General features: G+C 62.3%; 18 protein-coding genes and 3 pseudogenes. 10 read left to right on the top strand and 11 right to left on the bottom strand.

Translation table 11 applies throughout. The features are described from left to right. Positions 1-26 precede the first annotated feature (26 nt). The 4 genes and pseudogenes from AC0V8S_RS22915 (at position 27) to rimO (ending at position 3,539) form a co-directional block, all read left to right on the top strand. Positions 27-725, top strand: a complete 699-nt coding sequence (locus AC0V8S_RS22915; protein ID WP_475433524.1) for a DUF2161 domain-containing phosphodiesterase — start codon at positions 27-29, stop codon at positions 723-725. 56 nt (positions 726-781) lie between these two features. Next, positions 782-1,189: a DUF930 domain-containing protein gene (locus AC0V8S_RS22910; RefSeq protein ID WP_475433523.1), complete on the top strand. Its 408-nt coding sequence runs from the start codon at positions 782-784 to the stop codon at positions 1,187-1,189. 185 nt (positions 1,190-1,374) lie between these two features. Continuing rightward, complete coding sequence (locus AC0V8S_RS22905) at positions 1,375-2,061, top strand: TerC family protein (protein ID WP_183459171.1); 687 nt, start codon at positions 1,375-1,377, stop codon at positions 2,059-2,061. 165 nt (positions 2,062-2,226) lie between these two features. Beyond that, a pseudogene (gene rimO / locus AC0V8S_RS22900) lies at positions 2,227-3,539 on the top strand (30S ribosomal protein S12 methylthiotransferase RimO). Between the two features lie 79 nt (positions 3,540-3,618). Here the strand turns inward: rimO and AC0V8S_RS22895 are convergent. The 8 genes from AC0V8S_RS22895 to AC0V8S_RS22860 form a co-directional block, all read right to left on the bottom strand. Beyond that, on the bottom strand, positions 3,619-4,686 hold the full coding sequence (locus tag AC0V8S_RS22895) for a BMP family ABC transporter substrate-binding protein (protein WP_475433521.1): 1,068 nt from the start codon (positions 4,684-4,686) through the stop codon (positions 3,619-3,621). Between the two features lie 51 nt (positions 4,687-4,737). Continuing rightward, complete coding sequence (locus AC0V8S_RS22890) at positions 4,738-5,658, bottom strand: ABC transporter permease (protein ID WP_475433519.1); 921 nt, start codon at positions 5,656-5,658, stop codon at positions 4,738-4,740. After that, entirely contained in the window at positions 5,658-6,788 is a 1,131-nt protein-coding gene (locus AC0V8S_RS22885) for an ABC transporter permease (protein ID WP_475433517.1), read from the bottom strand. Before AC0V8S_RS22885 ends, AC0V8S_RS22890 begins: the two co-directional genes overlap by 1 nt. Then, on the bottom strand, positions 6,785-8,362 hold the full coding sequence (locus AC0V8S_RS22880) for an ABC transporter ATP-binding protein (protein ID WP_475433515.1): 1,578 nt from the start codon (positions 8,360-8,362) through the stop codon (positions 6,785-6,787). The genes AC0V8S_RS22885 and AC0V8S_RS22880 overlap by 4 nt, the downstream gene beginning before the upstream one ends. A gap of 269 nt (positions 8,363-8,631) precedes the next feature. Beyond that, positions 8,632-9,609, bottom strand: a complete 978-nt coding sequence (locus tag AC0V8S_RS22875; protein ID WP_475433513.1) for a quinone oxidoreductase family protein — start codon at positions 9,607-9,609, stop codon at positions 8,632-8,634. A gap of 27 nt (positions 9,610-9,636) precedes the next feature. After that, positions 9,637-10,347: a phosphatidylcholine synthase gene (gene pcsA, locus AC0V8S_RS22870; protein WP_475438679.1), complete on the bottom strand. Its 711-nt coding sequence runs from the start codon at positions 10,345-10,347 to the stop codon at positions 9,637-9,639. 133 nt (positions 10,348-10,480) lie between these two features. After that, positions 10,481-11,095, bottom strand: coding sequence for a DUF1326 domain-containing protein (locus tag AC0V8S_RS22865; protein WP_475433512.1), 615 nt, complete (start codon positions 11,093-11,095; stop codon positions 10,481-10,483). A gap of 14 nt (positions 11,096-11,109) precedes the next feature. Continuing rightward, positions 11,110-12,039, bottom strand: coding sequence for a DUF2182 domain-containing protein (locus AC0V8S_RS22860; protein WP_475433510.1), 930 nt, complete (start codon positions 12,037-12,039; stop codon positions 11,110-11,112). 71 nt (positions 12,040-12,110) lie between these two features. On the opposite strand from AC0V8S_RS22860, the gene AC0V8S_RS22855 reads away from it, so the two are divergent. Continuing rightward, positions 12,111-13,325, top strand: coding sequence for a UbiH/UbiF family hydroxylase (locus tag AC0V8S_RS22855; RefSeq protein WP_475433508.1), 1,215 nt, complete (start codon positions 12,111-12,113; stop codon positions 13,323-13,325). A gap of 149 nt (positions 13,326-13,474) precedes the next feature. Next, positions 13,475-13,798 carry a heat shock protein HspQ gene (gene hspQ / locus AC0V8S_RS22850; RefSeq protein ID WP_056577259.1) on the top strand — a complete coding sequence of 108 codons (324 nt, stop codon included), beginning with the start codon at positions 13,475-13,477 and terminating at the stop codon, positions 13,796-13,798. 100 nt (positions 13,799-13,898) lie between these two features. Here hspQ and AC0V8S_RS22845 read toward each other — a convergent pair. Further along, positions 13,899-14,529: pseudogene (locus AC0V8S_RS22845) on the bottom strand (invasion associated locus B family protein). Between the two features lie 233 nt (positions 14,530-14,762). Between AC0V8S_RS22845 and AC0V8S_RS22840 the strand changes: the two are divergent. Both AC0V8S_RS22840 and AC0V8S_RS22835 read left to right on the top strand, forming a co-directional pair. After that, positions 14,763-16,583: an extracellular solute-binding protein gene (locus AC0V8S_RS22840; RefSeq protein WP_475433506.1), complete on the top strand. Its 1,821-nt coding sequence runs from the start codon at positions 14,763-14,765 to the stop codon at positions 16,581-16,583. A gap of 16 nt (positions 16,584-16,599) precedes the next feature. Beyond that, positions 16,600-17,280, top strand: a complete 681-nt coding sequence (locus tag AC0V8S_RS22835) for a DsbA family oxidoreductase (protein ID WP_095200226.1) — start codon at positions 16,600-16,602, stop codon at positions 17,278-17,280. Positions 17,281-17,304: 24 nt separating this feature from the next. Here the strand turns inward: AC0V8S_RS22835 and AC0V8S_RS22830 are convergent, their stop codons facing one another. Continuing rightward, positions 17,305-17,739 carry a hypothetical protein gene (locus AC0V8S_RS22830; protein ID WP_095200225.1) on the bottom strand — a complete coding sequence of 145 codons (435 nt, stop codon included), beginning with the start codon at positions 17,737-17,739 and terminating at the stop codon, positions 17,305-17,307. Between the two features lie 503 nt (positions 17,740-18,242). Here AC0V8S_RS22830 and AC0V8S_RS22825 point away from each other — a divergent pair. Beyond that, the gene (locus tag AC0V8S_RS22825; RefSeq protein ID WP_183459192.1) at positions 18,243-20,135 is read left to right on the top strand and encodes an ABC transporter ATP-binding protein/permease; all 1,893 of its coding nucleotides are present in this window, start codon (positions 18,243-18,245) and stop codon (positions 20,133-20,135) included. Positions 20,136-20,406: 271 nt separating this feature from the next. After that, a pseudogene (gene mgtE / locus AC0V8S_RS22820) lies at positions 20,407-21,770 on the top strand (magnesium transporter). A 61-nt stretch (positions 21,771-21,831) separates the two neighbouring features. Here mgtE and AC0V8S_RS22815 read toward each other — a convergent pair. Continuing rightward, positions 21,832-22,995 (bottom strand): serine hydrolase domain-containing protein, encoded by a 1,164-nt coding sequence (locus AC0V8S_RS22815; RefSeq protein WP_475433504.1) that lies wholly within the window; start codon positions 22,993-22,995, stop codon positions 21,832-21,834. Positions 22,996-23,000 lie beyond the last annotated feature (5 nt).

Raw genomic sequence — 23,000 nt, 5'->3', positions numbered from 1 at the left:
GCGCCGAATCGGCTAAGCCTTGAGGCATGAACGAGACCTCACTCTATGCGCCGGTGAAGCGGTTCCTCGAAAGTCTCGACTTCGTCGTGAAGGGGGAAATTGGCGGCTGCGACATCGTCGCGCTGCGCGAGGGCGAGCCGCCGGTCGTCGTCATCTGCGAGTTGAAGCTGCAGTTCAATCTGGAACTGGTGCTGCAAGGCGTCGACCGTGCGGCCGCTTGCGACGAAGTCTGGCTGGCGGCACGCATGTCGGCGCGGGGCAAGGGGCGCGAAAGCGACGCCCGGTTCCGCAATCTCTGCCGCCGGCTTGGCTTCGGCGTGCTTGGCGTGACAGCCAGTGACAAGGTCGAAGTGCTTGTCAGTCCTGCCGCGCCGGAACCGCGCAGGAACGCGCGGAAGCGCTCCCGCCTTGTCGACGAGCACCAGCGCCGCCGCGGCGATCCTGTTGCCGGCGGAGGATCGCGCAATCCGATCATGACCGCCTACCGCCAGAGCGCCCTCATTTGCGCCGCCGCGCTTGTCGACGGACCCAAACGGCCGCGCGACCTGAAGGCCTTGACGCCGATCGCGCCGAAAATCCTGCAGCACAATGTCTATGGCTGGTTCGCGCGCGTCGACCGCGGCCTTTACGATCTCACCGATGCCGGCCGCGCCTCGCTGGTCCGTTGGCCGCAAGCCGCGCGCGATGAGGCTCGACACGAGATTTTGATTGCGTCGACCCCCTGAATACAGGGGCTTGCCGAGCATGAAGCGCCCCTCTTGGTTGATTTTTCAGACAAAACATGCTGCTAGTCCCGCCCATGAAGACACTCTGCATGATGGCCATTGCGTCTCTGACGCTGGCTTTCCCGGCCAGCGCAATGGACAACGCATTGCGTGCCGGGCTGATGAAACTCGATCCGCAAACACGCCTCGAGCAGCGGTGCGATGCCGAGGTTCTGGACCGGATCACTCACGATGACCGCAAGTTCAAGGCCGACCGTGTCGTCGCCTACGCCTTCGCGACGCCCGAGATGAGCGCCGATGCGATCAGGAGCCCGGGTGCGGCGTTCCGCAGCAAGGGACAGTGGTATCGGCTGAAGTTCAAATGCCAGACCGGGCCGGACCATATGGAGGTCCTGCAGCTGCGCTACCGGATCGGCGACGAAATTCCGGAAGCCGACTGGGCGAAGTACAATCTCTACGATTAGTTTTTCGCAGGCGCTCGTCCGCTTCGGCTCACGTTCCGGCGGCGGCTGAAAATCCCCTGTAAAACCCCTGCCACGAAAGTGGTTTTCCAGTGTTGTCTGTCGCAGCGTCTTGACGCCAGCGGACCATGCCTTTAGGCCCGTCTGGACAATCGACAACGAACACTCGGCGAAGGGCTTCCAGGTCGATGGAAATATTTACCGCCGCGGGCATATCGGCTCTTTTTCAGGTCATCGCCATCGACCTCGCGCTCGCGGGCGACAATGCCATCGTCATCGGCCTTGCCGCGGCCGGCCTGCCGGCCGCCCAGCGCAAGCGCGCCATTCTCGTCGGCATCGCGGCGGCCACCGTGCTGCGCATTTTCTTCGCCCTGATCACGCAATGGCTGCTGACCATTGGCCCGATGCTGCTGATCGCCGGCGGCCTGCTTTTGCTGTGGGTGTGCTGGAAGATGTGGCGCGAATTGCGTGTCACCCATGAGCAGGAGCGCGACGCCACCGAAGCGTTGTCGAATGGCGATTTCGACAAGGACGGCGCCATTGGCGGCAAGGGATCGGGCAAGACCTTCTCGCAGGCCGCCTGGCAGATCGTCATCGCCGACGTGTCGATGTCGCTCGACAATGTCCTTGCCGTAGCCGGCGCGGCCATGAACCATCCGACAGTGCTGATCATCGGATTGGCCCTGTCGATCGCCCTGATGGGCTTTGCCGCGTCGTTCGTCGCGCGCCTGCTGCACAAATACCGCTGGATTGCCTATATCGGCCTGGCGATCATTCTCTATGTCGCGGTCAAGATGCTGCTTGACGGGGCCGTGCAGCAATTCCCCGACCACTTCGCTTTCCTGGCGCCCTGGTTCGGATCGGGAGGCCACTGAGCCACCCCAATGGCGCGGACCAGCCTGTCGGCCGGTTTGCCTGATTGCGCAACCCATGCTATTGCGCCGCGCGTATTGGCTCCTGCCACGCGCCACAGACCGACATTTACAGCGATTTGAGGCCGGACCAGCGTTTCGGCCCGTACCCCCATTGGAAACTTGCCCATGTCCGCCCCTCGCGTCAGTTTCGTCAGCCTTGGATGTCCGAAGGCGCTCGTGGATTCCGAGCGCATCATCACGCGCCTGCGCGCCGAAGGCTATGAGATCGCCCGCAAGCATGACGGCGCCGATCTCGTCGTCGTCAACACCTGCGGTTTCCTGGATTCTGCCCGCGACGAGTCGCTCAACGCAATCGGTTCCGCGCTTTCGGAAAACGGCAGGGTCATCGTCACCGGCTGCCTCGGCGCCGAGCCGGATGTGATCCGCGAGAAGCACCCCAATGTGCTGGCGATCACCGGGCCGCAGGCCTATGAGAGCGTGATGGCGGCCGTGCATGAGGCAGCGCCGCCTTCGCACGATCCCTATATCGACCTGCTGCCGCCGCAAGGCGTCAAGCTGACGCCGCGCCACTATGCCTATCTCAAGATTTCGGAAGGCTGCAACAACCGCTGCACCTTCTGCATCATTCCCGCGCTGCGTGGCGATCTCGTTTCGCGCCCGGCAGCCGATGTGCTGCGCGAAGCCGAAAAACTGGCCAAGGCCGGCGTCAAGGAACTGCTCGTCATCTCGCAGGACACCAGCGCCTACGGCATAGACATCAAATACCAGACGTCCATGTTCGGTGACCGTGAAGTGCGCGCGAAGTTCCTCGATCTGTCCGAGGAACTGGGCAAGCTCGGCATCTGGGTGCGCATGCATTATGTCTACCCCTACCCGCATGTTGCCGACGTCATCCCGCTGATGGCCGACGGCAAGATCCTTCCCTATCTCGACATCCCGTTCCAGCACGCCTCCCCGCAAGTGCTGAAAAACATGCGCCGGCCGGCGCATGGCGAAAGACACTGGAGCGCATCCGCGGCTGGCGTGATGTGTGCCCCGATCTCGCCATCCGCTCGACCTTCATCGTCGGCTTCCCCGGCGAGACGGATGAGGATTTCGAGATACTGCTCGACTGGCTGGACGAGGCCAAGATCGATCGCGCCGGCTGCTTCAAATACGAACCGGTCAAGGGCGCCCGTTCCAACGACCTCGGCCTCGAGCAGGTTCCGCAGGAGGTCAAGGAAGCACGCTGGCACCGCTTCATGCAGCGCCAGCAGAAGATTTCGGCGACGCAGCTGGCCAAGAAGGTCGGCAAGCGCCTGCCGGTGCTGATCGATGAAGCGCATGGCACATCGGCGAAGGGCCGCACCAAATACGACGCGCCGGAGATCGACGGCTCGGTCCACATCCAGTCGCGCCGTCCGCTGCGCCAAGGCGACATCGTCACCGTCAAGATCGACCGTGCCGACGCCTATGACCTCTACGGTTCGGCTGTCTGAGCCTTCAGTCAGCTTTTCTCCAGACAAATGAAAAGGGCGCCGCGAGGCGCCCTTTCCTATTCGAGATGTGGTGCGCCGCTTACTGCGGCAGCTTGTCGTCGACGCCCTTGACGTAGAAGTTCATGCCGAGCAGCGTGCCGTCATCGGCGACTTCGCCGTCCTTAAGCCATGCCGAGCCGTCCTGCTTGGCGATCGGTCCGGTGAAGGGGTTCCAGCCGCCGGCGATCTTCTTCGCGGTCGCTTCGGCCATCGCCTTCACGTCGTCGGGCATGTTGGTATAGGGCGCGAGCTTGACCGCGCCGTCCTTGATGCCGAGCCAGACATTGTCCGGCTTCCAGGTGCCGTCGATGGCTGCTTGCACCCGGCTGATATAGTACGGACCCCATTCGTCGGTCAGTGAGGTCAGCTGCGCGTTCGGCGCGAACTTGATCATGTCGGACGACTGGCCAAAGCCGTGCAGCTTGCGCTCCTCGGCCACCTGCAGGGCGGCGGTCGAATCGGTGTGCTGGACGATGATGTCGGCGCCCTGGTCGAACAGCGCCTTAGCGGCGTCGGCTTCCTTGCCCGGATCGAACCACGAATTCACCCAGACGATCTTGGCCTTGAAGTTCGGGTTGATCGACTGCGCGCCGAGCATGAACGAGTTGATGCCCATCACCACTTCCGGGATCGGGAAGGAGACGATGTAGCCGGCGACACCGGACTTCGATTCCTTGGCGGCGATCTGGCCGAGCACGTAGCGGCCTTCATAGAAGCGGGCATTGTAGATGCCGAGATTGTCGCCGGTCTTGTAGCCCGTGGCGTGCTCGAACATCACCTTGGGAAACTTCTTGGCGACCTTCACCTCGGCATCCATGAAGCCGAACGAGGTGCCGAAGATGAGCTTGCAGCCTTCGCGCGCCAGGCGCTCGAAAGCGCGGTCGGCGTCGGGGCCTTCGGAGACGTTCTCTAGATAAGCGGTCTCGACCTTGTCGCCGAGCGCCTTCTCGACCTCGAGCCGGCCCTGGTCGTGCTGGTAGGAGTAACCAAAATCGCCGATCGGGCCGGTATAGACCCAGCAGGCCTTAAGCTTGTCGGCAGCCTCTGCGGACGCGGCTAGCGACAGTGCCGCTGTCGTCGTCATCAGGGCAATAAGCAGTTTTTTCATCGTGTTACCTCTCTGTGTTAAGCCTTGGAGCTTCCCGTCTTTTTGTTGTTGTCAACGATCCGGAACGAATGGCTGCCCCAGGGATGCCGGCGTGTTCATCATCGTCAGACGCTTATTGCGCGAGATTAGAACGAGAACCACGACGGTTGCCAGATAGGGCAGAGAAGAAAGCATCTGCGAGGGCACCGGAATGCCAAAAGCCTGTGCATGAAGCTGGCCGATCCACACCGCGCCGAAGATGTAGGCGCCGGCCAGCACCCGCCACGGCCGCCACGACGCGAACACCACCAGCGCCAGGGCGATCCAGCCGCGGCCCGCGCTCATGTTCTCGACCCACTGCGGCGTGTAGACCAGCGACAGATGACCGCCGGCGAGACCGGCGCAGGCGCCGCCAAAGATGACCGAGATATAGCGGTAGCGGATGACCTTGATGCCGAGCGCATGCGCCGACGTGTGGCTGTCGCCGATCGAGCGCAGCGTGAGGCCAGTGCGCGTCTTGAACAGGAACCACATGACGGCGGCGGTCAGCGCGATCGAGATGTAGAAGACTGGATCCTGGCCGAACAGCAGCTTGCCCACGATCGGGATCGAGCTGAGGCCGGGAATATCGAGATTGGGCAGCCTGACGCCGGGCTGGCCAACGAAGCTCGTGCCGATCATGCCGGAGAGGCCGAGGCCGAGCAGCGTCAGCGACAGGCCGGTCGCCACCTGGTTGGTGGCCAGCGACAGCGTCATCACGGCAAACAGCAGCGAGAACAGCGCGCCCATGGCGATCGCCGCCAGAAGGCCGACCCATGGCGAGCCTGTCAGGTAGCCGGCCCCAAAGCCGCCGACCGCACCCATGATCATCATGCCTTCGACGCCGAGATTGAGCACGCCGGAGCGCTCGACCACGAGTTCGCCGATCGCCGCGATCAACAGCGGCGTTGCGGCCGTGGCGATGGTCAAGAGGATGTTGACGGTGATGTCCATCAGCGGGCTTCCTTCAACTTCGGCGTGGCTTCGAGCTTCGCCGCGCCTTCTTGTTTCGTCAGCGCCATGCCGACCAGGCGGATGCGGTAATGGATGAGCGTGTCGCAGCCGAGCACGAAGAACAAAAGCATGCCCTGGAACACCCTTGCCACCTTGTCGGAAATGCCGAGCGCGCTTTGCACCGCCTCACCGCCGAGATAGGTCAGCGCCAACACAAGGCCTGCGGCGATGATGCCGAGCGGATTGAGGCGGCCAAGGAACGCCACGATGATGGCGGTGAAGCCGTAGCCGGGAGAAATAACAGGCTGCAATTGCCCGATGGCGCCGGAGACTTCAGAGATGCCGGCAAGGCCGGCCAGCGCGCCCGACAGCAGGAATGCGAAGAACACCATGCGGCTGAGGCCGAAGCCGGCGAAGCGCCCTGCCCGCGGACTGGAACCCAGCACGCGGACCTCGAAGCCCTTGAGCATGCGCCCCATCAGGATCCAGATCAGCACCGCGGCAACCAGCGCAAAGACAAAACCCCAATTGGCGCGTCCGGCATCCGGCATCAGTTCCGGCAGCACGGCGGAGTCGCCGAACTGGATCGTCTGCGGGAAACCATGGCCCTGCGGATCGCGCCATGGGCCGCGCACCAGCCAGTCGAGGAAGAGTTGGGCGACATAGACCAGCATCAGGCTGGTCAGGATCTCATTGGTGTTGAAGCGGGTCTTGAGAAAGGCCGGGATCGCCGCATAGGCGGCACCGCCGACCATGCCGAGCAGCAGCATCAGCGGCAGCACCAGCGGCCCTTCGAACTGCGGAAACAGCACCGGAATGGCGGAGCCGAAGATGGCGCCGAAAATGAACTGGCCCTCGGCGCCGATGTTCCAGATGTTGGCCTTGTAGCAGACCGACAGGCCGACCGCGATCAGGATGAGCGGTGCCGCCTTGATCGCCAGCTCATGCAGCTGCCAGACCTGGCTGACCGGCTCGATGAAGTAGATCCGGAACGCGGTCAACGGGTTGACGCCGAGCAGCGCAAACAGAACCGCGCCGGCAATGATCGTCAGCGCGAAGGCAATGAATGGCGACAGGGCCGAAAACAGCGCGGAGCGCTGCGGGCGTTTGACGAGTTCGAGGCGCATCATGCCGTCTCCAGCGTATGTTCGGCGTGGCCGGGCTCGGCGCCGCCCATCAGCAGGCCAACCTTCTCGAAGGTCGCCTCGGCGATCGGCATCGGCTTGGACAATTCGCCATTGTGCATGACCGCGATCGCATCCGATATTTCGAACAGCTCGTCGAGGTCCTGGCTGATCACCAGCACCGCCGATCCGCTGCGCGACAGTTCGATCAGGGCCTGGCGGATGTGGGCGGCGGCACCGGCATCGACGCCCCAGGTCGGCTGGTTGACCACCATGACGCTTGGGCGGCGATCGAGTTCGCGGCCGACGATGAATTTCTGCAGGTTTCCGCCCGAGAGCGCTGCCGCTTCCGGATCCGGTGCGCTCTTGCGTACGTCCATCGCCTCGATGATGCGTTGCGAGGCGGCGTAAACAGCGCCGCTCTTGACCATTCCACCGGTGCCGACAAAAGCCTTGCCGTCGGTGGCATGGCGCGACAGAAGCAGGTTTTCCGAGAGTTTCATGCGTGGCGCCGCACCATGGCCGAGGCGCTCTTCCGGCACGAAGGCGGCACCCAGCAGGCGCCGTCCGGTGATGGTCAGCCCGCCCGCATCCTTGCCGCGGATGCGCACCGAGGTCGCATCCTGCTGCAACACCTCGCCGGAGACGGATTCGAAGAATTCGCCCTGGCCGTTGCCGGCGACACCGGCAATGCCGATCACCTCGCCGGCGCGGACATTGAGGCTGATGGTCTTGAGCGGAATGGAGAACGGCGTCGCCGGCTTGCGGCTGAGATTGCGGATTTCGAGCAGCGGCTGCGCGGTTTCGATCCCCTCGACCGGTGCACGCACCACGGCCTGCACCTCGTTGCCGACCATCATGCGGGCGAGTGATGCGGCCGTCTCCTCGCGCGGATTGCAGTGGCCGACCACCTTACCATGCCGCAACACGGTGGCGCGGTCGCAGATGCGTTTGACCTCTTCCAACCGGTGCGAAATGTAGAGGATCGATTTGCCTTCCGCGCGCAGCCGCTCCAGCGTCTCGAACAGCTTGTCGGCTTCCTGAGGCGTCAGCACCGAGGTCGGCTCGTCCAGGATGATGAGTTGCGGCGTCTGCAGCAGGCAGCGGATGATCTCGATGCGCTGGCGTTCGCCGACCGACAGGTCGCCGACCAGAGAGTCGGGATCGAGCGGCAGGCCATAACTGTAGGAGAGCGCCCTCGCCTTCGCGGCGATGCTGCTGATCGGCGAGCCGTCATCCAAGGACAGCGCGATGTTCTCGGCCGCGGTCAGCGCCTCGAACAGCGAAAAATGCTGGAACACCATGCCGATGCCGAGCTTCTTCGCCGCACCCGGGCTGGTGATCCGTACCGCCTGGCCGTTCCAGAAAATCTCGCCGGAATTGGGCTCCAGCGAGCCGAACAGCATCTTGACCAGCGTCGACTTGCCGGCGCCGTTCTCGCCGAGCAACGCGTGGATTTCACCCTTGGCGATGTTGAGGTCGATATGATCGCACGCCGTCAGCGTGCCGAATATCTTGGTCAGGCCACGAACCTCGAGCAGGTTCGCCCCATCATGATTTGCACTCACAGTGCCTCCCATCTGGTTCGCCAGATATGTTCTGTGTTCCGCAAGCATGGTAGGCGCCGCCGGCTCTCGACGGAAAGCGGCACGCGTCTTGAAAGAGCTTCAAGAATTTCAGCGGAAATTCAAGGGATAGCAAGCCTGGCGGGACTGTTTCGAAATTCGCTCTGGCGAGTCATATGGTGGTGGTTTCGAGAACCGGAGCGCAGCGGACATTGGGTCCGTGAGCACCGGAAGCGCAGAAAACGCCATCAGATGGCCGCCAGAGCAGAGTTTCCAGACAGTCTCTAAGGGATGAGAATGGTCGTCCCTGTTGTCCTGCGACCCTCAAGGTCGGCATGCGCCTTGCCCGCATCCTTGAGCGCATAGCGCTGGTTGATCTTGATCTTGACGGCACCGCTGAGCACCACCTCGAACAGCGCCGCCGCGGAGGCATCGAGGTCCTCGCGTTTTGCGTTGTAGACGAACAGCGTCGGCCTGGTGGCAAACAGCGAGCCCTTCTGCGCCAGCAGCGACATCGAGAATGGCGGGATCGGCCCCGAGGACTGGCCAAAGCTGACGAACATGCCGAGCGGTCTCAGGCAGTCGAGCGAGGCCGGGAACGTGTCGTTGCCCACCGAATCGTAGACGACGTCGCATTTCTTGCCGCCAGTGATGGCCGCGACGCCTGCGACGAAATCCTGTTCCTTGTAGTTGATGACATGGTCGAAGCCGTGCGCCTTGGCGAGCTCGATCTTGTCGGTAGAGCTCGCCGTGCCGAGGACGGTCGCGCCGAGATGTTTCGCCCATTGACCCAGAATGAGGCCGACGCCGCCGGCTGCGGCATGAAACAGGATCGTGTCGCCCGCCTTCACCTTGAAGGTCCGGCGCAGCAGATATTCGGCGGTCATGCCTTTCAGCATCATCGCGGCCGCCTGCTCGTCGCTGATGCCCTCGGGAATCTTGACCACGAGGCTGGCGGCGATGACGCGTTGCTCTGCATAGGCGCCGACATTTGTCGAATAGGCGATGCGGTCGCCCGGCTTCAGCCAGTCGACGCCTTCACCGACTCCCTGAACCACGCCGGCGGCTTCGCTGCCGGGAATGAGCGGAAAACCGCCGGGCGGCGGATAGAGCCCGGAGCGATGATAGACATCGATGAAGTTGAGGCCGATGGCCGTATGCCTGACCAGGATCTGCCCGGAACCAGGCTGGCCGGGATCTGTGTCTTCATAGGTCAGAACGTCCGGGCCACCATGGGCATGGATGCGGATTGCTTTGGACATGGTTGGATTTCCCTAGAGAGCGTCCGATCAGGCCTTTTTGGCACCGAGATTTGGAAAGAACTGCATGATGCCGCCGATGCAGGCGAGGTAAAGCCCGCTGATGGTGATGCCGATCTTGATGAAGGTGCTGACCTGTTCGCCCAGCACGCCGATCTGATCATAGAACGCTGCCAAAGCCGCCTGCGCAAGCGCAAGCGCGCCGAAGGCGCACCACAAAAGCGTCATTGTGAGATTGATGCGCCGCAGCCGCACCACCCGCACCGGATGAATGAAATTGATCGGCACGAAGGTCAGAATGCCGGCCACCACCACCACCGCGAACGAGACCCATTGTCCCGGCTCGATGACGAACAGCGTGAACACCACCATGTTCCAGACAACCGGGAATCCCTTGAAGAAATTCTCCTTCGTCTTCATGCCGGTGTCGGCATAATAGATCGCGCTGGAGACGACGATGATCGCCGCCGACAGGAACGACAGGCCCTCACCCATGAAGCCGCGCTGGTAGAGCGCGAAGGCCGGGATCAGCACATAGGTCACATAGTCGATGATGTTGTCGAGGAGTTCTCCCGACCAGGTCGGCAGGATTTCCTTGACTTCGAGCTTCCTGGCGATCGGCCCGTCGATACCATCGACGAACAGCGCCAGTCCAAGCCACCAGAACATCGCTGTCCAGCGTTCCTCACTTGCCGCTACCAGCGACAGGAAGGCAAGGAACGAGCCCGACGCTGTCAGCAGATGGACGGAGAACGCCCTCGCCTGCGGCCAGGTGACTTCTTCTTCGGTCGCGGAATCCTGTCCGTGATTTTCTTGGCGGCTTTCCGTGCCGCCATATTCCTGGCCGCCATATTCCTCGGCGATGTGTTCTTGCTCACGGGCCCCGCCAATCCAGCTTGCAGATTTCGGCCGAGCGGCCTGCAAAATTCCAGTTGCGGCCAAAGGCGCGCATCTTGCTCTTCTCGGACTTGGCCACGATGATCTCCGGCGCGATCCAGTATTCCGAATTCGTGATCACCGTATCCTTCTCGCGATCCCTGCCCGCGATTGGCGTAACCGCCCCATCGATGATCTTCGGTATCTGGAAGATACGCGTCTTGTCGCGCGTCTCATAGGTGATCTGCACCTGTTCGACACCCAGGAATTTTCCGACGAGGATCGACAGCAGCGACGTGGTTCCGCCGGCCTTGCCGGTAAAAATCTTCGTCAGTGCCTTGACCGCGTAGACCGAGGCGCGTTTGTCGATGAAGAGGCCCGCCGTCCAGTTGCCGCGGCTCATGTAACCGGGAATTTCCATGATCAGCCCTAGGTTGAGGCCGGACAGGTCGACCTCGCCGAAATGACCGGCGTCGATACGGAAACCCGCCCATGTCTGGCAATAGCCCTCGGTCGGCGGGTGACTGCCGAGCGACAGCACGCAAGGGCAAAAAACCGTGCAATTGCAGGAGAGTACGAGCTCTCCCTTCATTGCCCAGCTCTGATCCGTCATTGAATTTCCCCCACTCACAGTGAGATTACTAGCAGCGCGGCTGCCCAGACAAGCAGTATCGCACCGGCCAGCCGGGTTGGAAGACTGCCGGTCGTTTGTTTTTCAATCAGGGTGAACAGGCCGATCAGCGCCATCCAGAAGATATTCATCACGCCGACGGCGAACATCACCAGCATCAGCGCCCAGCAGCAGCCAAGGCACCAGATACCTTGCGCGACACCGAGCCGGAAGACGCTTACTGGTTTGGTGCTCCAGTTCGAAAACAGGATCGAGAACGGGTTGCGGCATTTCTTCAGGCAGGCCTCCTTGAGGCCGCTGAACTGGTAGAGGCCGGCAACCAGCAATGCGAGCGCTCCGGCAATGCCGAGCACCGGGTCGTAGATTTCGCCGGACGCAGAGAATGCGTGCACGGAGAGCGTCAGTGCCGAAAACAGCATCGAGGCGGCGAGCCATACGCAGAGATAGCCGGCAACCAGCACCAGCGGATGGACGACCGGCTCGCCCTTGATCCGGGCTGTATCGGCGATCTCGCAATAGGTTCGGATCATCGGCGCCGCGGACGGCAGCATCGCGGCGATTGCCATCAGGAACCACATCGCGATGAGCGCCAGGGCACGCCAACCGATGCTCGCATCCAGTGGCACCGGCGACAGGCAGAGCGCGAAGAACCGCTCCAGGAAATCAGGCAGCGGCAGTTGCGGCAGGCCACGCAGCAGCGTGTCGCCAGGCGCGCTGTCGCGGGCCTCGGCACCGCGAATCGCCATCGCGGCCAACAACAGCCAGGCGAGCAGAATGCTTGCGCCGACGACGATATTGATCGTCACGCGCGGGTTGCGCGCGATGTCAGCCGTGGCGCGGCCGGCGCGGTCGAGATGGCTGAAATCGTCCTGATGGCCGGTCATGACACCCGAATGGGCCGAATCGCCGCGTTGATCAAGCTGCATGAACTGCCCTATATGCTGCTCAACTGGCAGGTCTGGTGGGCCCGCCTCGCATCGCAAGCCGGAAGCCGACCTTGGAGCATCAGGAAACAGCGCCGATACTGATTGCCGGCACCGGGCCGGCAGGGCTGATTGCGGCGCTGGCTTTCGCCGATGCCGGCTTCCCGGTGACGCTGGTCGGGCCTGAGGCGTCGGCCCCCGACGGCCGCACCACGGCGCTGATGAACCCTGCCCTGAAGGTGCTGGAACGGCTTGATGTCCTCGAAGACATCAAGCCCAAGGCCGCGCCCTTGAAAGTCATGCGCATCGTCGATGCGACCAGCCGGCTGATCCGCAGTCCCGTTGTCACCTTCCGCGCCAGCGAGATCGACGAGGACCAATTCGGCCTGAACCTGCCCAACGCCGTCTTTGGCCCCGCGCTTGCCGGCAAGGTGGCCGCGCATTCCGGGATCGAATGGCGCAGGTCGATGGTCAAGACCTGGCGTCTCGACGCCGACAAGGCTTATGCCACCCTCGCCGACGGCAGCGAGGTTGCCGCATCGCTGGCGGTCGCCGCCGATGGGCGCCTGTCGCCGGCGCGCGAGGCGGCGGGCATTTCGACGGCCGCGCGCACCTACCCGCAGGCCGCGCTCGTGCTCAATTTCGGCCATAGAAGCGAGCATGCCTTCACGTCGACCGAGTTCCACACCGAGACGGGTCCGTTCACACAGGTTCCGTTGCCCGGCAATCGCTCAAGCCTCGTCTGGGTGGTGAAGCCCGAGACCGCCAAGGAGCTTGCCGCTCTGGATGATGCAGCGCTCTCGCTACGGGTCGAGCAGCAGATGCAGTCGATGCTGGGCCGGGTGACGGTGGAGCCGGGCCGCCAGATCTATCCGCTTTCGACCGTCACGCCCCTGCGTTTTGCGCGAGACAGGGTGGCGCTCGTCGGCGAAGCCGCGCATGTGTTCCCGCCAATCGGTGCGCAAGGCCTCAACCTTGGTATCAGGGATATCGACGATCTGGTTGGAATTGCGAATGAAAATCGTGGCGACCCTGGTGCGGCCAAGGCCCTTGCCGCCTACGATTTCAAGCGCCGGCCCGACATCCTGGCCCGCAGCAGCGCGGTCAATCTGCTCAACATGTCGCTGCTTTCCGACATGCTGCCGGCGCAGATGGCGCGTGGCGCCGGTCTAAGCGTACTCGGCGGCTTTACACCGCTCCGCGCCTTCTTCATGCGCGAAGGGCTTCGTCCCGGCAGCGGTTTTTCGGCACTTGTGGGTGGCCTGCGAAAACCAATGCGGCAGCAGTAGCGATCTTGCGGATTTTATCGCGGCATCGCGGCACCAATCAAAAACCTTTGCTCCGCATTTTGCGTAGCTTGAAGGCGCTTAGACGCTTCGGGATTGAATTGACTCGGAGTCTGCGCCAAATAAAGTCAAGGAATTCAGTGGTGAGTACGATGAAAACGGCCAAATTCGCGATCGGGCAGGTGGTTCGCCACCGGCTGTTTCCGTTTCGAGGCATCATTTTCGACGTCGATCCGCAATTCGCCAACACCGACGAATGGTACGAAGCCATCCCCGCCGACGTGCGGCCGCGCAAGGATCAGCCGTTCTACCACCTGCTCGCCGAGAATTCGGAAACAGAATACATCGCCTATGTGTCGGAGCAGAATTTGCTTGAGGATCGGTCGGGCGAGCCAGTCCGCCACCCGCAGATCAAGGAGATGTTCGACAAGAAGCCGGACGGGCGCTACGAGCCGAAACGTCAGTCAAGGCACTGAGTTTCCGGCTACCGTCAGGAAATCCAGTCATGGTCTGGAACGAAAAAAGCGGGGCATGACCCCGCTTTTTCTTTGACTGGTGGGTGGCCCGAGCCGGCGATCAGTTGGCGGTCTTGGCCTTGTCCTGCTCGTCCTTGAGCTTCTTGGCGAAGTCCTGGTTGTTCTTGGCGACGAAGTCCTGGAGCTTCTTCTGCCGGTCCTCGATGTCCGACTGCTGCAGCGGCGGGCCGTCATAGGCGCCGCTGAAGCCCTGGAGCGCGATCTTGATCGGGTTGGCCTGGTTCTGGAAATTGATCGAGGTCAGCGTGATCCCCTGACCCTTCTTGAACGAGGCGACGAGCTGGTCGGTCAGCGGCACTTCGGCCACGCAACGATCCGGGAAGCAGATGACATAGTCGAGCTTTACGGCCTTACCGGTATCGATTTGCAGGCCGATGCCGGGAGGCACCAGGCGGCCGGTCGGGACCGTCACCTGAAACACCTTGCGGTTCACCTTGCCCTTGAGTTCGATCAGGCTGACACCGGTGACGAGCTGGCCGTTGCCGGCAGTGACGATGTTCTGGACGTTGCAGATGTCGACGTCTTCCTGCTTGGTGCAGGCCTTGAACCAGCCCTGTGGAATCTGTTGCTGCTGCTGTGCGGAAGCAGAGGGAAGTCCTGCGCCCGAGAAAGCCGACCACGCCCGCGGCCATGACCGAAAGGCGGTATGCGTTGCTGTTCAGGCTCGTCATGTCGTGCACTTCCTCTCAAATGATCCCGGAACCGGCTTCTCTGCGCCGTGTGGTCCAGCTACCTGTTGCCGAAATGAGGCAACAGAATGACTTCGGACGGCGTGTTACACTGCAAGCGGTGCCGAATCCAGCCCGCTCACTTGTAATTCTTGATGACGCCATTGGCCGGCACGCAGCCGCCTCATGCTAGGGTGCGCACCGAATCATCAAGCCGACCTGTTAAGGAGACGGTCATGGGCCGCGTTCTTGTTTGGCTGATCACCGCGATATCGCTTTTTACCCTTTCGCTGCGGCCGGCCATGTCGGAACCGAAGCATGCCATCGCCATGCAGGGCGAGCCGGCACTGCCGCCCGACTATGCCCATTTCGACTACGTCAATCCCGATGCGCCGAAGGGCGGCAACATCACCTATTGTGTTGTCGGCAGCTTCGACAACCTCAACCCTTTCATCCTGAAAAGCCTGCGCACGACGGCGCGCGGCATGATGGATCTGACCTACGGCAACCTCGTTTTCGAGCCGTTGATGCAGCGCAATTACGACGAGGCCTTCAGTCTCTACGGCCTGCTCGCTGACAGCGCGGACATGGATTCCGAGCGCAAGTCGATCGAATTCCACCTCAACCCCAATGCAAAGTGGTCAGACGGCGAGCCGGTGACGCCGGACGATGTGCTGTTCACCTACGATGTCTTCACCGACAAGGGCCGCCCGCCCTACAACGCACGCATGAGCCTGATCGCCAAGCTCGAAAAGACCGGTGATCACAGCGTGCGCTTCACCTTCAATGACAAGGCCAATCGTGAAACGCCCCTGATCATCGCGCTGACGCCGATCCTGCCGAAACACGCCTTTGACAAGGAGACTTTCGACAAGACGACGCTGAAGCCGCTGATTGGCAGTGGACCTTATACCATTGCCCAGGTGGCGCCGGGCCAGCGCATCGTGTTCAAGCGCAACCCCGATTATTGGGGCAAGGATGTCCCGGCCAAGCGCGGCTTCGACAATTACGACCAGATCACCATCGAGTATTTCCTCAACGCCAACGCCAAGCTCGAGGCTTTCAAGAAAGGCCTCTGCGCTATCGATGACGACGGCGATCCGGTCAAACGGGAGCGCGATCTGGATTTCCCGGCCTTCCACCGGGGAGAGGTGGTTTCTGAAACCTTTGACACCGGCATTCCGCCCGTGGTGACCGGCTTCCTGTTCAACACGCGGCTGCCGAAATTCTCCAATCCGGTGGTTCGGCGGGCGCTCGGCATGCTTTACGACTTCGAATGGGCGAACAAGAACCTGTTCGGCGGCAAATACACGCGCACGATGAGCTATTGGCAGAACTCCGAGCTTTCCGCGCTCGGCCATCCGGCCGACGACAGGGAAAAGGCGTTGCTCGCCCCCTACCCCGGCCGTGTGCCGCCCGACGTCATGGACGGCACCTGGAAACCGCCGGTGACCGACGGTTCGGGCCAGGACCGCAAGGTGTTGAAGACCGCTTTCGATCTCCTGAAAAGCATCGGTTACCACGTGCAGGACGGTACGATGCTCGATCCCGACGGCAAACCTTTCGGATTCGAGATCCTGACTGCCTCGCAAGATGAGGAGCGCCTGGCCGGCATCTATCAGCGCACATTGGAGAAGATCGGCATCAACGTCAGCATCCGTAGCCTCGACGGCGACCAGATCCAGTCGCGCAAGCAGCGCTTCGATTTCGAGGCCCTGATCGGCTCGAGCGGCTTCAACAATTCGCTGTCGCCAGGCTTCGAACAGCTCGGACGCTGGAGCTCCGAGGCGGCCAGGGCCGAAGGTTCGTTCAATCTCGCCGGTGTCGCCGACCCGGCGATCGATGCCGCGATCGACGCGATGCTGCGCGCCCGCTCGAAGGAAGACTATGTCGCCGCCGTTCGCGTCCTCGACCGGCTGCTGATCTCGGGCAACTATATGGTGCCGATGCAGTACAACACGCAGCAGTGGCTTGCGTACTGGAATTATCTGGAACATCCGCAGAAGACGCCCATATTCGGTTATCAGCTGCCGACCTGGTGGCGCAAACCGAACTGACAATCCGGAGATCGAGATGAGCGAAGCGAACGCCATTACTGTCGATGTGGTGTCGGACGTCGTCTGTCCGTGGTGTTTCATTGGCCAGAAGCGGCTGGACAGAGCGGTTGCCGCGGCCGGCGATGTCGATGTGCACATACGCTGGCGGCCGTTCCAGCTCGATCCGACCATTCCGCCGCAAGGCAAGGACCGCCGGGAGTATATGCTGGCCAAGTTCGGCAGCGAAGAGCGCATTCGCGAGATCCATGCCCGCATCGAGCCGCTTGGCGAGGCGGAGGGCATTTCCTTTGCTTTCGATGCCATCAAGGTGGCGCCGAACACGCTGGATGCGCACCGCCTGATCCGCTGGGCGGGTGCTGCCGGCGAAGCCGTGCAGAACAGGCTGGTCCGTCGCCTGTTCCAGCTGAATTTCGAGGAAGGCGTCAACATCGGCGACCATGCCGTGTTGGTCGAGGCCGCCCGTGAGGCCGGAATGGACGCGTCCGTGGTGGCCACGCTCTTGCCGACCGACGCCGATGTCGAAGCGGTGCGCACCGAGATCGCCACGGCGTCGCGCATGGGCATATCAGGCGTGCCGTGTTTTCTGCTTGAAGGCAAATATGCCGTGATGGGCGCTCAGGACGCCGACACGCTGGCTGATGCCATCCGCCAGGTGGCGGCGGCCAAGGCCCGGGGCGAGCTGGACAAAGTCGGCTGAGGCAGGTTCCTACAAAGGCAGGCGTTACTTCACCGTCGCCTTCGCCTTGCTGATAAAAAATCCGTGGCCATTTGTGGCGGTGCAGGTCAGTCCCTTGGTCGATGACTGGCAGAAGAAGGGCCCAGCGCTCCAGCTGTTGCCATAGGCGAGCCTTGTGACGTCGCTGCAGCAAGGCTGTTCGCCTGGATTCTTGATCAGCGTTGCTGGCCCCTTGGGGCCGAGGATGATGGTGATGTAGCTCGGCTCGACGCGCGAGCAGCTCAGTTCCGGGCCGCCATCCTGTGGCTCATAGGTGCTGGTGCCGCCTTTCGGCGTGTAGATGCAGCCAATGTTATCGGATGGCGTGTTGAATTCGATCTGGCCCTCGGCGCTGGCCGGGATGCTCTGTTCGGCGGCATGCGCCAAAGGGAGGGGTAGCCAGGCCACCAGGACGAAAGCTGCGGTTGCGCGTGTGAGCATGAGGAAGCTTCCCTGTTGGACAATCCTGGGTGTCGACAACGCCCCGGAAGGTTCAATCCCGAACACGGGAATTGTCAAAGCAGATATCAAGGACGGCCTGTTTTCGGGAATTTTGGTTAGCCCGCAATGAAAAGTCGGCCAGATGGACAAGCCAGAACGAGTCACAAAATCGTGTGAACACCTTCCCCAAGGGAAGGTGCATGCGGCTCTGCGCGTCACACGATAACCATCTGACATCGTTGTCTTAAATCGCTGTTTCGCCGACCTTCGCGCGACGCTTGGAAAGCCTTTTCTGTTGCCTTGCGGACACGGCTGGAACTTCAATCCCGCTGGCCCCCTACAAAAATTAATGGAAAATGATCAATTGGTGTTACTATCCGTAACAAAACAAAAAAGGTTTGGGCGGGATCGTGATTCGGATCGGCAGACGATCGCAAGAGTCAGTACCGGATGGACTACACCGCGGCGCCGCAGGGCGGTCGCATTTGACGCCGGTATCCTCGATGCGCAGTTTCTGGGGGTTGATGCGGGCCTACTGGTTCTCCAACCGTTGGAAGGAGGCCTGGACGCTGACCATCGTCATCGCCCTGCTGACGGCGCTTTCCAGCAAGGCCGGCGTCTGGTTTGCCTTGGCATTGGGCGAGTTGGGCAATTCGATCGCCTTCTTCCACGATGCCGCCAACACCAGCCCGCTGCGGGCAATTCTGACCAATGCCGGCATATTGGTGGTGCTGGTCGTGCTCAAGGATGCCGGCTTCACCGGCGTGCGCGGTCTTGTCTCCGCAACCTTGCACCGTAAATGGCGTGGCTGGCTGAACAGCCAGTTCAACCAGGCTCTGCTCGACGGCAATCATACCCATTTCCATGCCCAGCATGGTTCGGCGGCCGGCGGTATCGTGGCTCCCGACAACATCGACCAACGCATCCAGGAATCGATCAAGGACATGACCGGTGGGGCGATCGGTCTCGCCATGGGCGTTCTGGGTGTTGCGACCTCGCTCTATTTTATCGGCGAAAATCTGATCGGATCCTCGGTCGAGGTTAAGGGGCTGGAGTTCCTCGGCAGTTATGGCAGCGCGGTGCTGGCTTTCCTCGCCGTCGCCATTTACGTGCCGCTGAACACCTGGATCGCGGTCAAGCTTGGGCGCCTGCTCGAGCGGCTCAATATCCGCATGCAGCAGGCCGAGGGCAGCTACCGCAGTGAACTGACGACATTCCTGCGCCGCAGCTTCCACGTCGCCGCCTCGCATGGCGAGGACGTGCAAAAGTCGATGCACGACAGGCTCTACGTCGATATCGACAAAACCTGGGGCCGGCTCAATGTCGTCAACAACAGCTACACGTCGTTCGAGCTGATCTACAATTTCATCGGCGCCCGGATCGTCGCCTATGGTCCCGGTCTCGTGTCGTTCATCCACAATCGCCTGGACTACAAAGGCTACATAACCGGCTCTGAAATGGTCGCCCAGCTGATCAGCCAGTGCTCGTGGTTCATCCATGTGATGCCGGCCATTGCGACGCTGCGTGCCAACAGCCAGCGTGTCACCGAGCTGGCGAATGCGATCGAGAATGTTCAGCACCCGCAAGCGTTCTACAGCCAGACCGGCCGTTCCGACTTCCACTATGCCAGCCAGAATCCGGTTTTCGGCCTGACCATCCAGAAGCTCGAACTGGCGCATCAGGGCGAGGACGCAACACCGTTCCTCAGCGCCGCCAATTTGCGCTTCCGGCGCGGCGAATGGACCTTCCTGAAGGGCGAATCCGGGTGCGGCAAGACTTCGCTGATCAAGGCGATCAACGGCCTCTGGCCCTACGGCCACGGCACCATCGTCTTCCCTGACGGGGTGAAGAGTTTTTATGCTGCCCAGGACGTCAAGCTCCCGCAGGTGTCGCTGAAACAGTTGGTCTGCCTGCCGGGCTCCGAACATGACCATGGCGACGCCCAGGTCGCGTCCGCGCTGCACAAGGCTGGGCTCGGCGACTTCATCGAACAAATGGCCAATGAGAGCCGCGAGGGCAAAAGCTGGGATCAGGTTTTGTCGGGCGGCCAGAAGCAGAAGCTGGTGGTGGCCCGCATCATCCTGCAGCAGCCGGGACTGCTGTTCCTCGACGAGGCGACCGGCGCCCTCGACCCGGAGGGCAAGATTGCCTTCCACCAGGCGATCAAGGACAACTGCCCCGATGTCACGGTGATCAGCGTCATGCACGAAGCGGTGGCGCCGAGATCGGCTGCCGGCACCGAGTTCTACCACTCGATCGTCCTGATCGCCGACGGCGTCGCCACCAAGAAACCGCTGACTCCGACCCTGCCCGTCGAGCTCACCACGATCCTGGCGCAGCCACGGCCAGTAGAGGACAAATGGCTGCGTTTCTCGCGTCGGCTGAAGCAGAAATAACCGTGATTTCACCGCGACTTGCCGCATCTGGCGGCAGTCGGCGATCACAGTATCGCGATCGGAGCCGTCAGGCGCCGTTTTCCTCACTCACCACGATTGACTCGGCAAGACGCACTCCTATGTTGCGCCGGCTTGCTGATAGTCAAACGCGAACCCGCAAGCGGAAAGGTCACCGCGCCATGCCTGGCGACAGTATTAGTCGAACGCAACCGCCGTCCGCCTAGACGTGACCTGAATGGTTCATGTCCTGCCGGACGGCAAGGAGTGAGCCATGAACGATTTTTCTCCCGTAGCGGACGACGAGGCCGTCGCCATCGCCCGCATCCTTGCAAACGACCATGTCGCCGACGTGGTCGAGGCGCTCAACCGTGAACCGCGCGAAACCGCGACAGATCTGCTTTGCGCCGTGCCTTTCGAGCGGCTGGTCGAGATTTTCGATCAGCCTGAACTCGAAGGCGCGCCGGAACTCGCCGAGGCCCTGCCCCGCCCCAAGGCAAGCAAGCTGCTCACCGCCATGTCGGTCGACCGTGCGGCCGACATCCTGCGCGAGCTCGACGAGCCGGCACGCTCCGAACTGCTCGGGGCGCTGGCGCCGCCACTGCGCGCGACCCTGCTGTCGATCCTGGGCTATCCCGAAGGCAGCGCCGCATCGATCATGACGACGGAGTTCGTCAGCGTTCCCTCGGACTGGACCGTCGGCGCACGCTCGATTACATCCGCAAGGTCGAGCGGACGCGCGAAACCGTCTACGCGATCTATATTGTCGATCCGCAAACGCACCTGCTGGTGCGCTCTACCGGCCTGCGCCGGCTCATCACCGGTGAGCCGGACGACCCGATCCTGTCGGTAGCGCCGGACCGCATCCCGGTCACGGTCACCCCGCTGACCGATCGTGAAACCTTGGCGCAGACGATCTCCAAATACGATCTGCTCGCTGTCCCGGTCGTCGACCACGGCAAGATCCTCGGCATCGTCACCATCGACGACATCATCGATACGATGATCGAGGAGACGACGGAGGACGTGCACCGCTTCGGCGGCATGGAGGCGCTCGACGAGCCCTATATGAAGATGAGCTTCCTCTCCATGATCAAGAAACGCGGCGGCTGGCTGTGCGCGCTGTTCATCAGCGAAATGCTGACCGCCAACGCCATGCAGAGCTACGAGGGTGAGCTGGAGAAGGCGATCGTGCTCACGCTGTTCATCCCGTTGATCATGAGTTCCGGCGGCAATTCCGGCTCGCAGGCGACCTCGCTGGTCATCCGGGCGCTGGCGCTGCGCGAGATAGGTCTTCGTGACTGGTGGCGGGTGGCGTTGCGCGAACTGCCCACCGGTCTCGTGCTGGGCGCCATGCTTGGCGTGGTCGGCATCTGCCGTATCGCGCTCTGGCAATATATGGGCTTCTACGACTATGGGCCGCATTGGCCGCTGATCGCCACGACGGTCGGTGCCGCACTGGTCGGCATCGTCACTTTTGGTTCCCTGTCGGGATCGATGCTGCCCTTTGCTCTGAAACGGATCGGCTTCGACCCTGCCAGTGCATCGGCGCCGTTCGTCGCCACGCTGGTCGATGTCACCGGGCTGGTGATCTACTTCTCGGTGGCGCTGGTCATCCTGCGCGGCACGCTGTTGTAGCGCATCACTGTCTCCGCCGCTGGCCATGGCCGGCGGCGGGTTCCGTCCTTCGTGGAATTGCCTAGGCCTGCCTGCCATAGATGGCATCGCGCAGTGCATCGGGAAACGTGCCCGTCATGCCGGCGATTGCCGTGTTGGTCAGCGCCACCACCGTCAGGTCCAACGCCGGATCCACGAACCAGGAATGACCGTAGACGCCGCCCCAGCGCCAGGTGCCGACGGTCTGCGGCGTCGATGCGGCGAGCGGGTCGCGCAGGACGCTGAAGCCGAGACCCCAGCCCCAGCCGGGCATGGTGGTTTCGAGGCCCGGTATCGCATCCCTGGTCATCACCGCTGCCGTTTCGGTGCGGATGACTGGCCCGCCGCCCGAACGCAGTGCCTCGAGCAGCTTGAGGACATCGCCGGCGGTGCCGTTCATGCCGGTACCGCCCGAGGCGAAGGAAGCGGGATCGAAGACACGGCCGGGCGAGTATGAGATGAAACCGTCGCCGAAGGGCACGCGGTGATGTTCTCCCATCACGATGGCCTTGCCGGGCCCATCGGCGTATGGCGTTACCAGCCGGGATCGATCGCGCACGGCAAAGGCCGCATCATGCATGCCGAGCGGCTGTACGACCAGGCGATCGACCAATTCCGGCAAGGAGGCGCCCGTGGCTCTCGCCATCGCCTCGCCCAGCACATCCATCGCCACCGAATAGCCCCAGCCCGTTCCCGGCACACAGGACAGCGGCACCGAGGCGATACGGCGGAGATTCTCGGCCATGGAGAGGCCGGGCTGGTCGAGGCCGTCGGAGACATCAGCGCGATGATAGGGACCGTCCGCCGCCTGACGAAAGCGGTAGTCCAGCCCAGCGGTGTGCGTCAGCAGATGTCGGATGGTGATGACGGGTTCGCTGCCATCCCTGAGCTTCGGCCGGAATTCCGGGATGGATTTTACCAAGGGGTCATCGAGGCCGATATCGCCTGCTTCGACAAGGGCAAGTGCTGCAGTCGCGACGGCGGGTTTGGTGACCGACGCAAGCCGGAAGATCGCGTCTGGCGTCATCGGTTTCTTCGCTTCGCGGTCGGCCAGGCCGGCGGCGCGGCTGTAGAGGATTTCGTCGCGCCGGGCGACAAGGATCACGGCGCCGACGATGCGCCCCTCTTCGACGGCCCTGTCGATGACCTGATCGACACGTCCGCCGAAGGCGTGATCAAGCGGTGTGGAACTGGCTGTCACGGACATTGATT

Source organism: Mesorhizobium oxytropidicola (assembly GCF_056174625.1).
The sequence above is the reverse complement of the archived record's forward strand: the minus strand, read 5'-3'. Positions and strand labels throughout refer to the sequence as shown.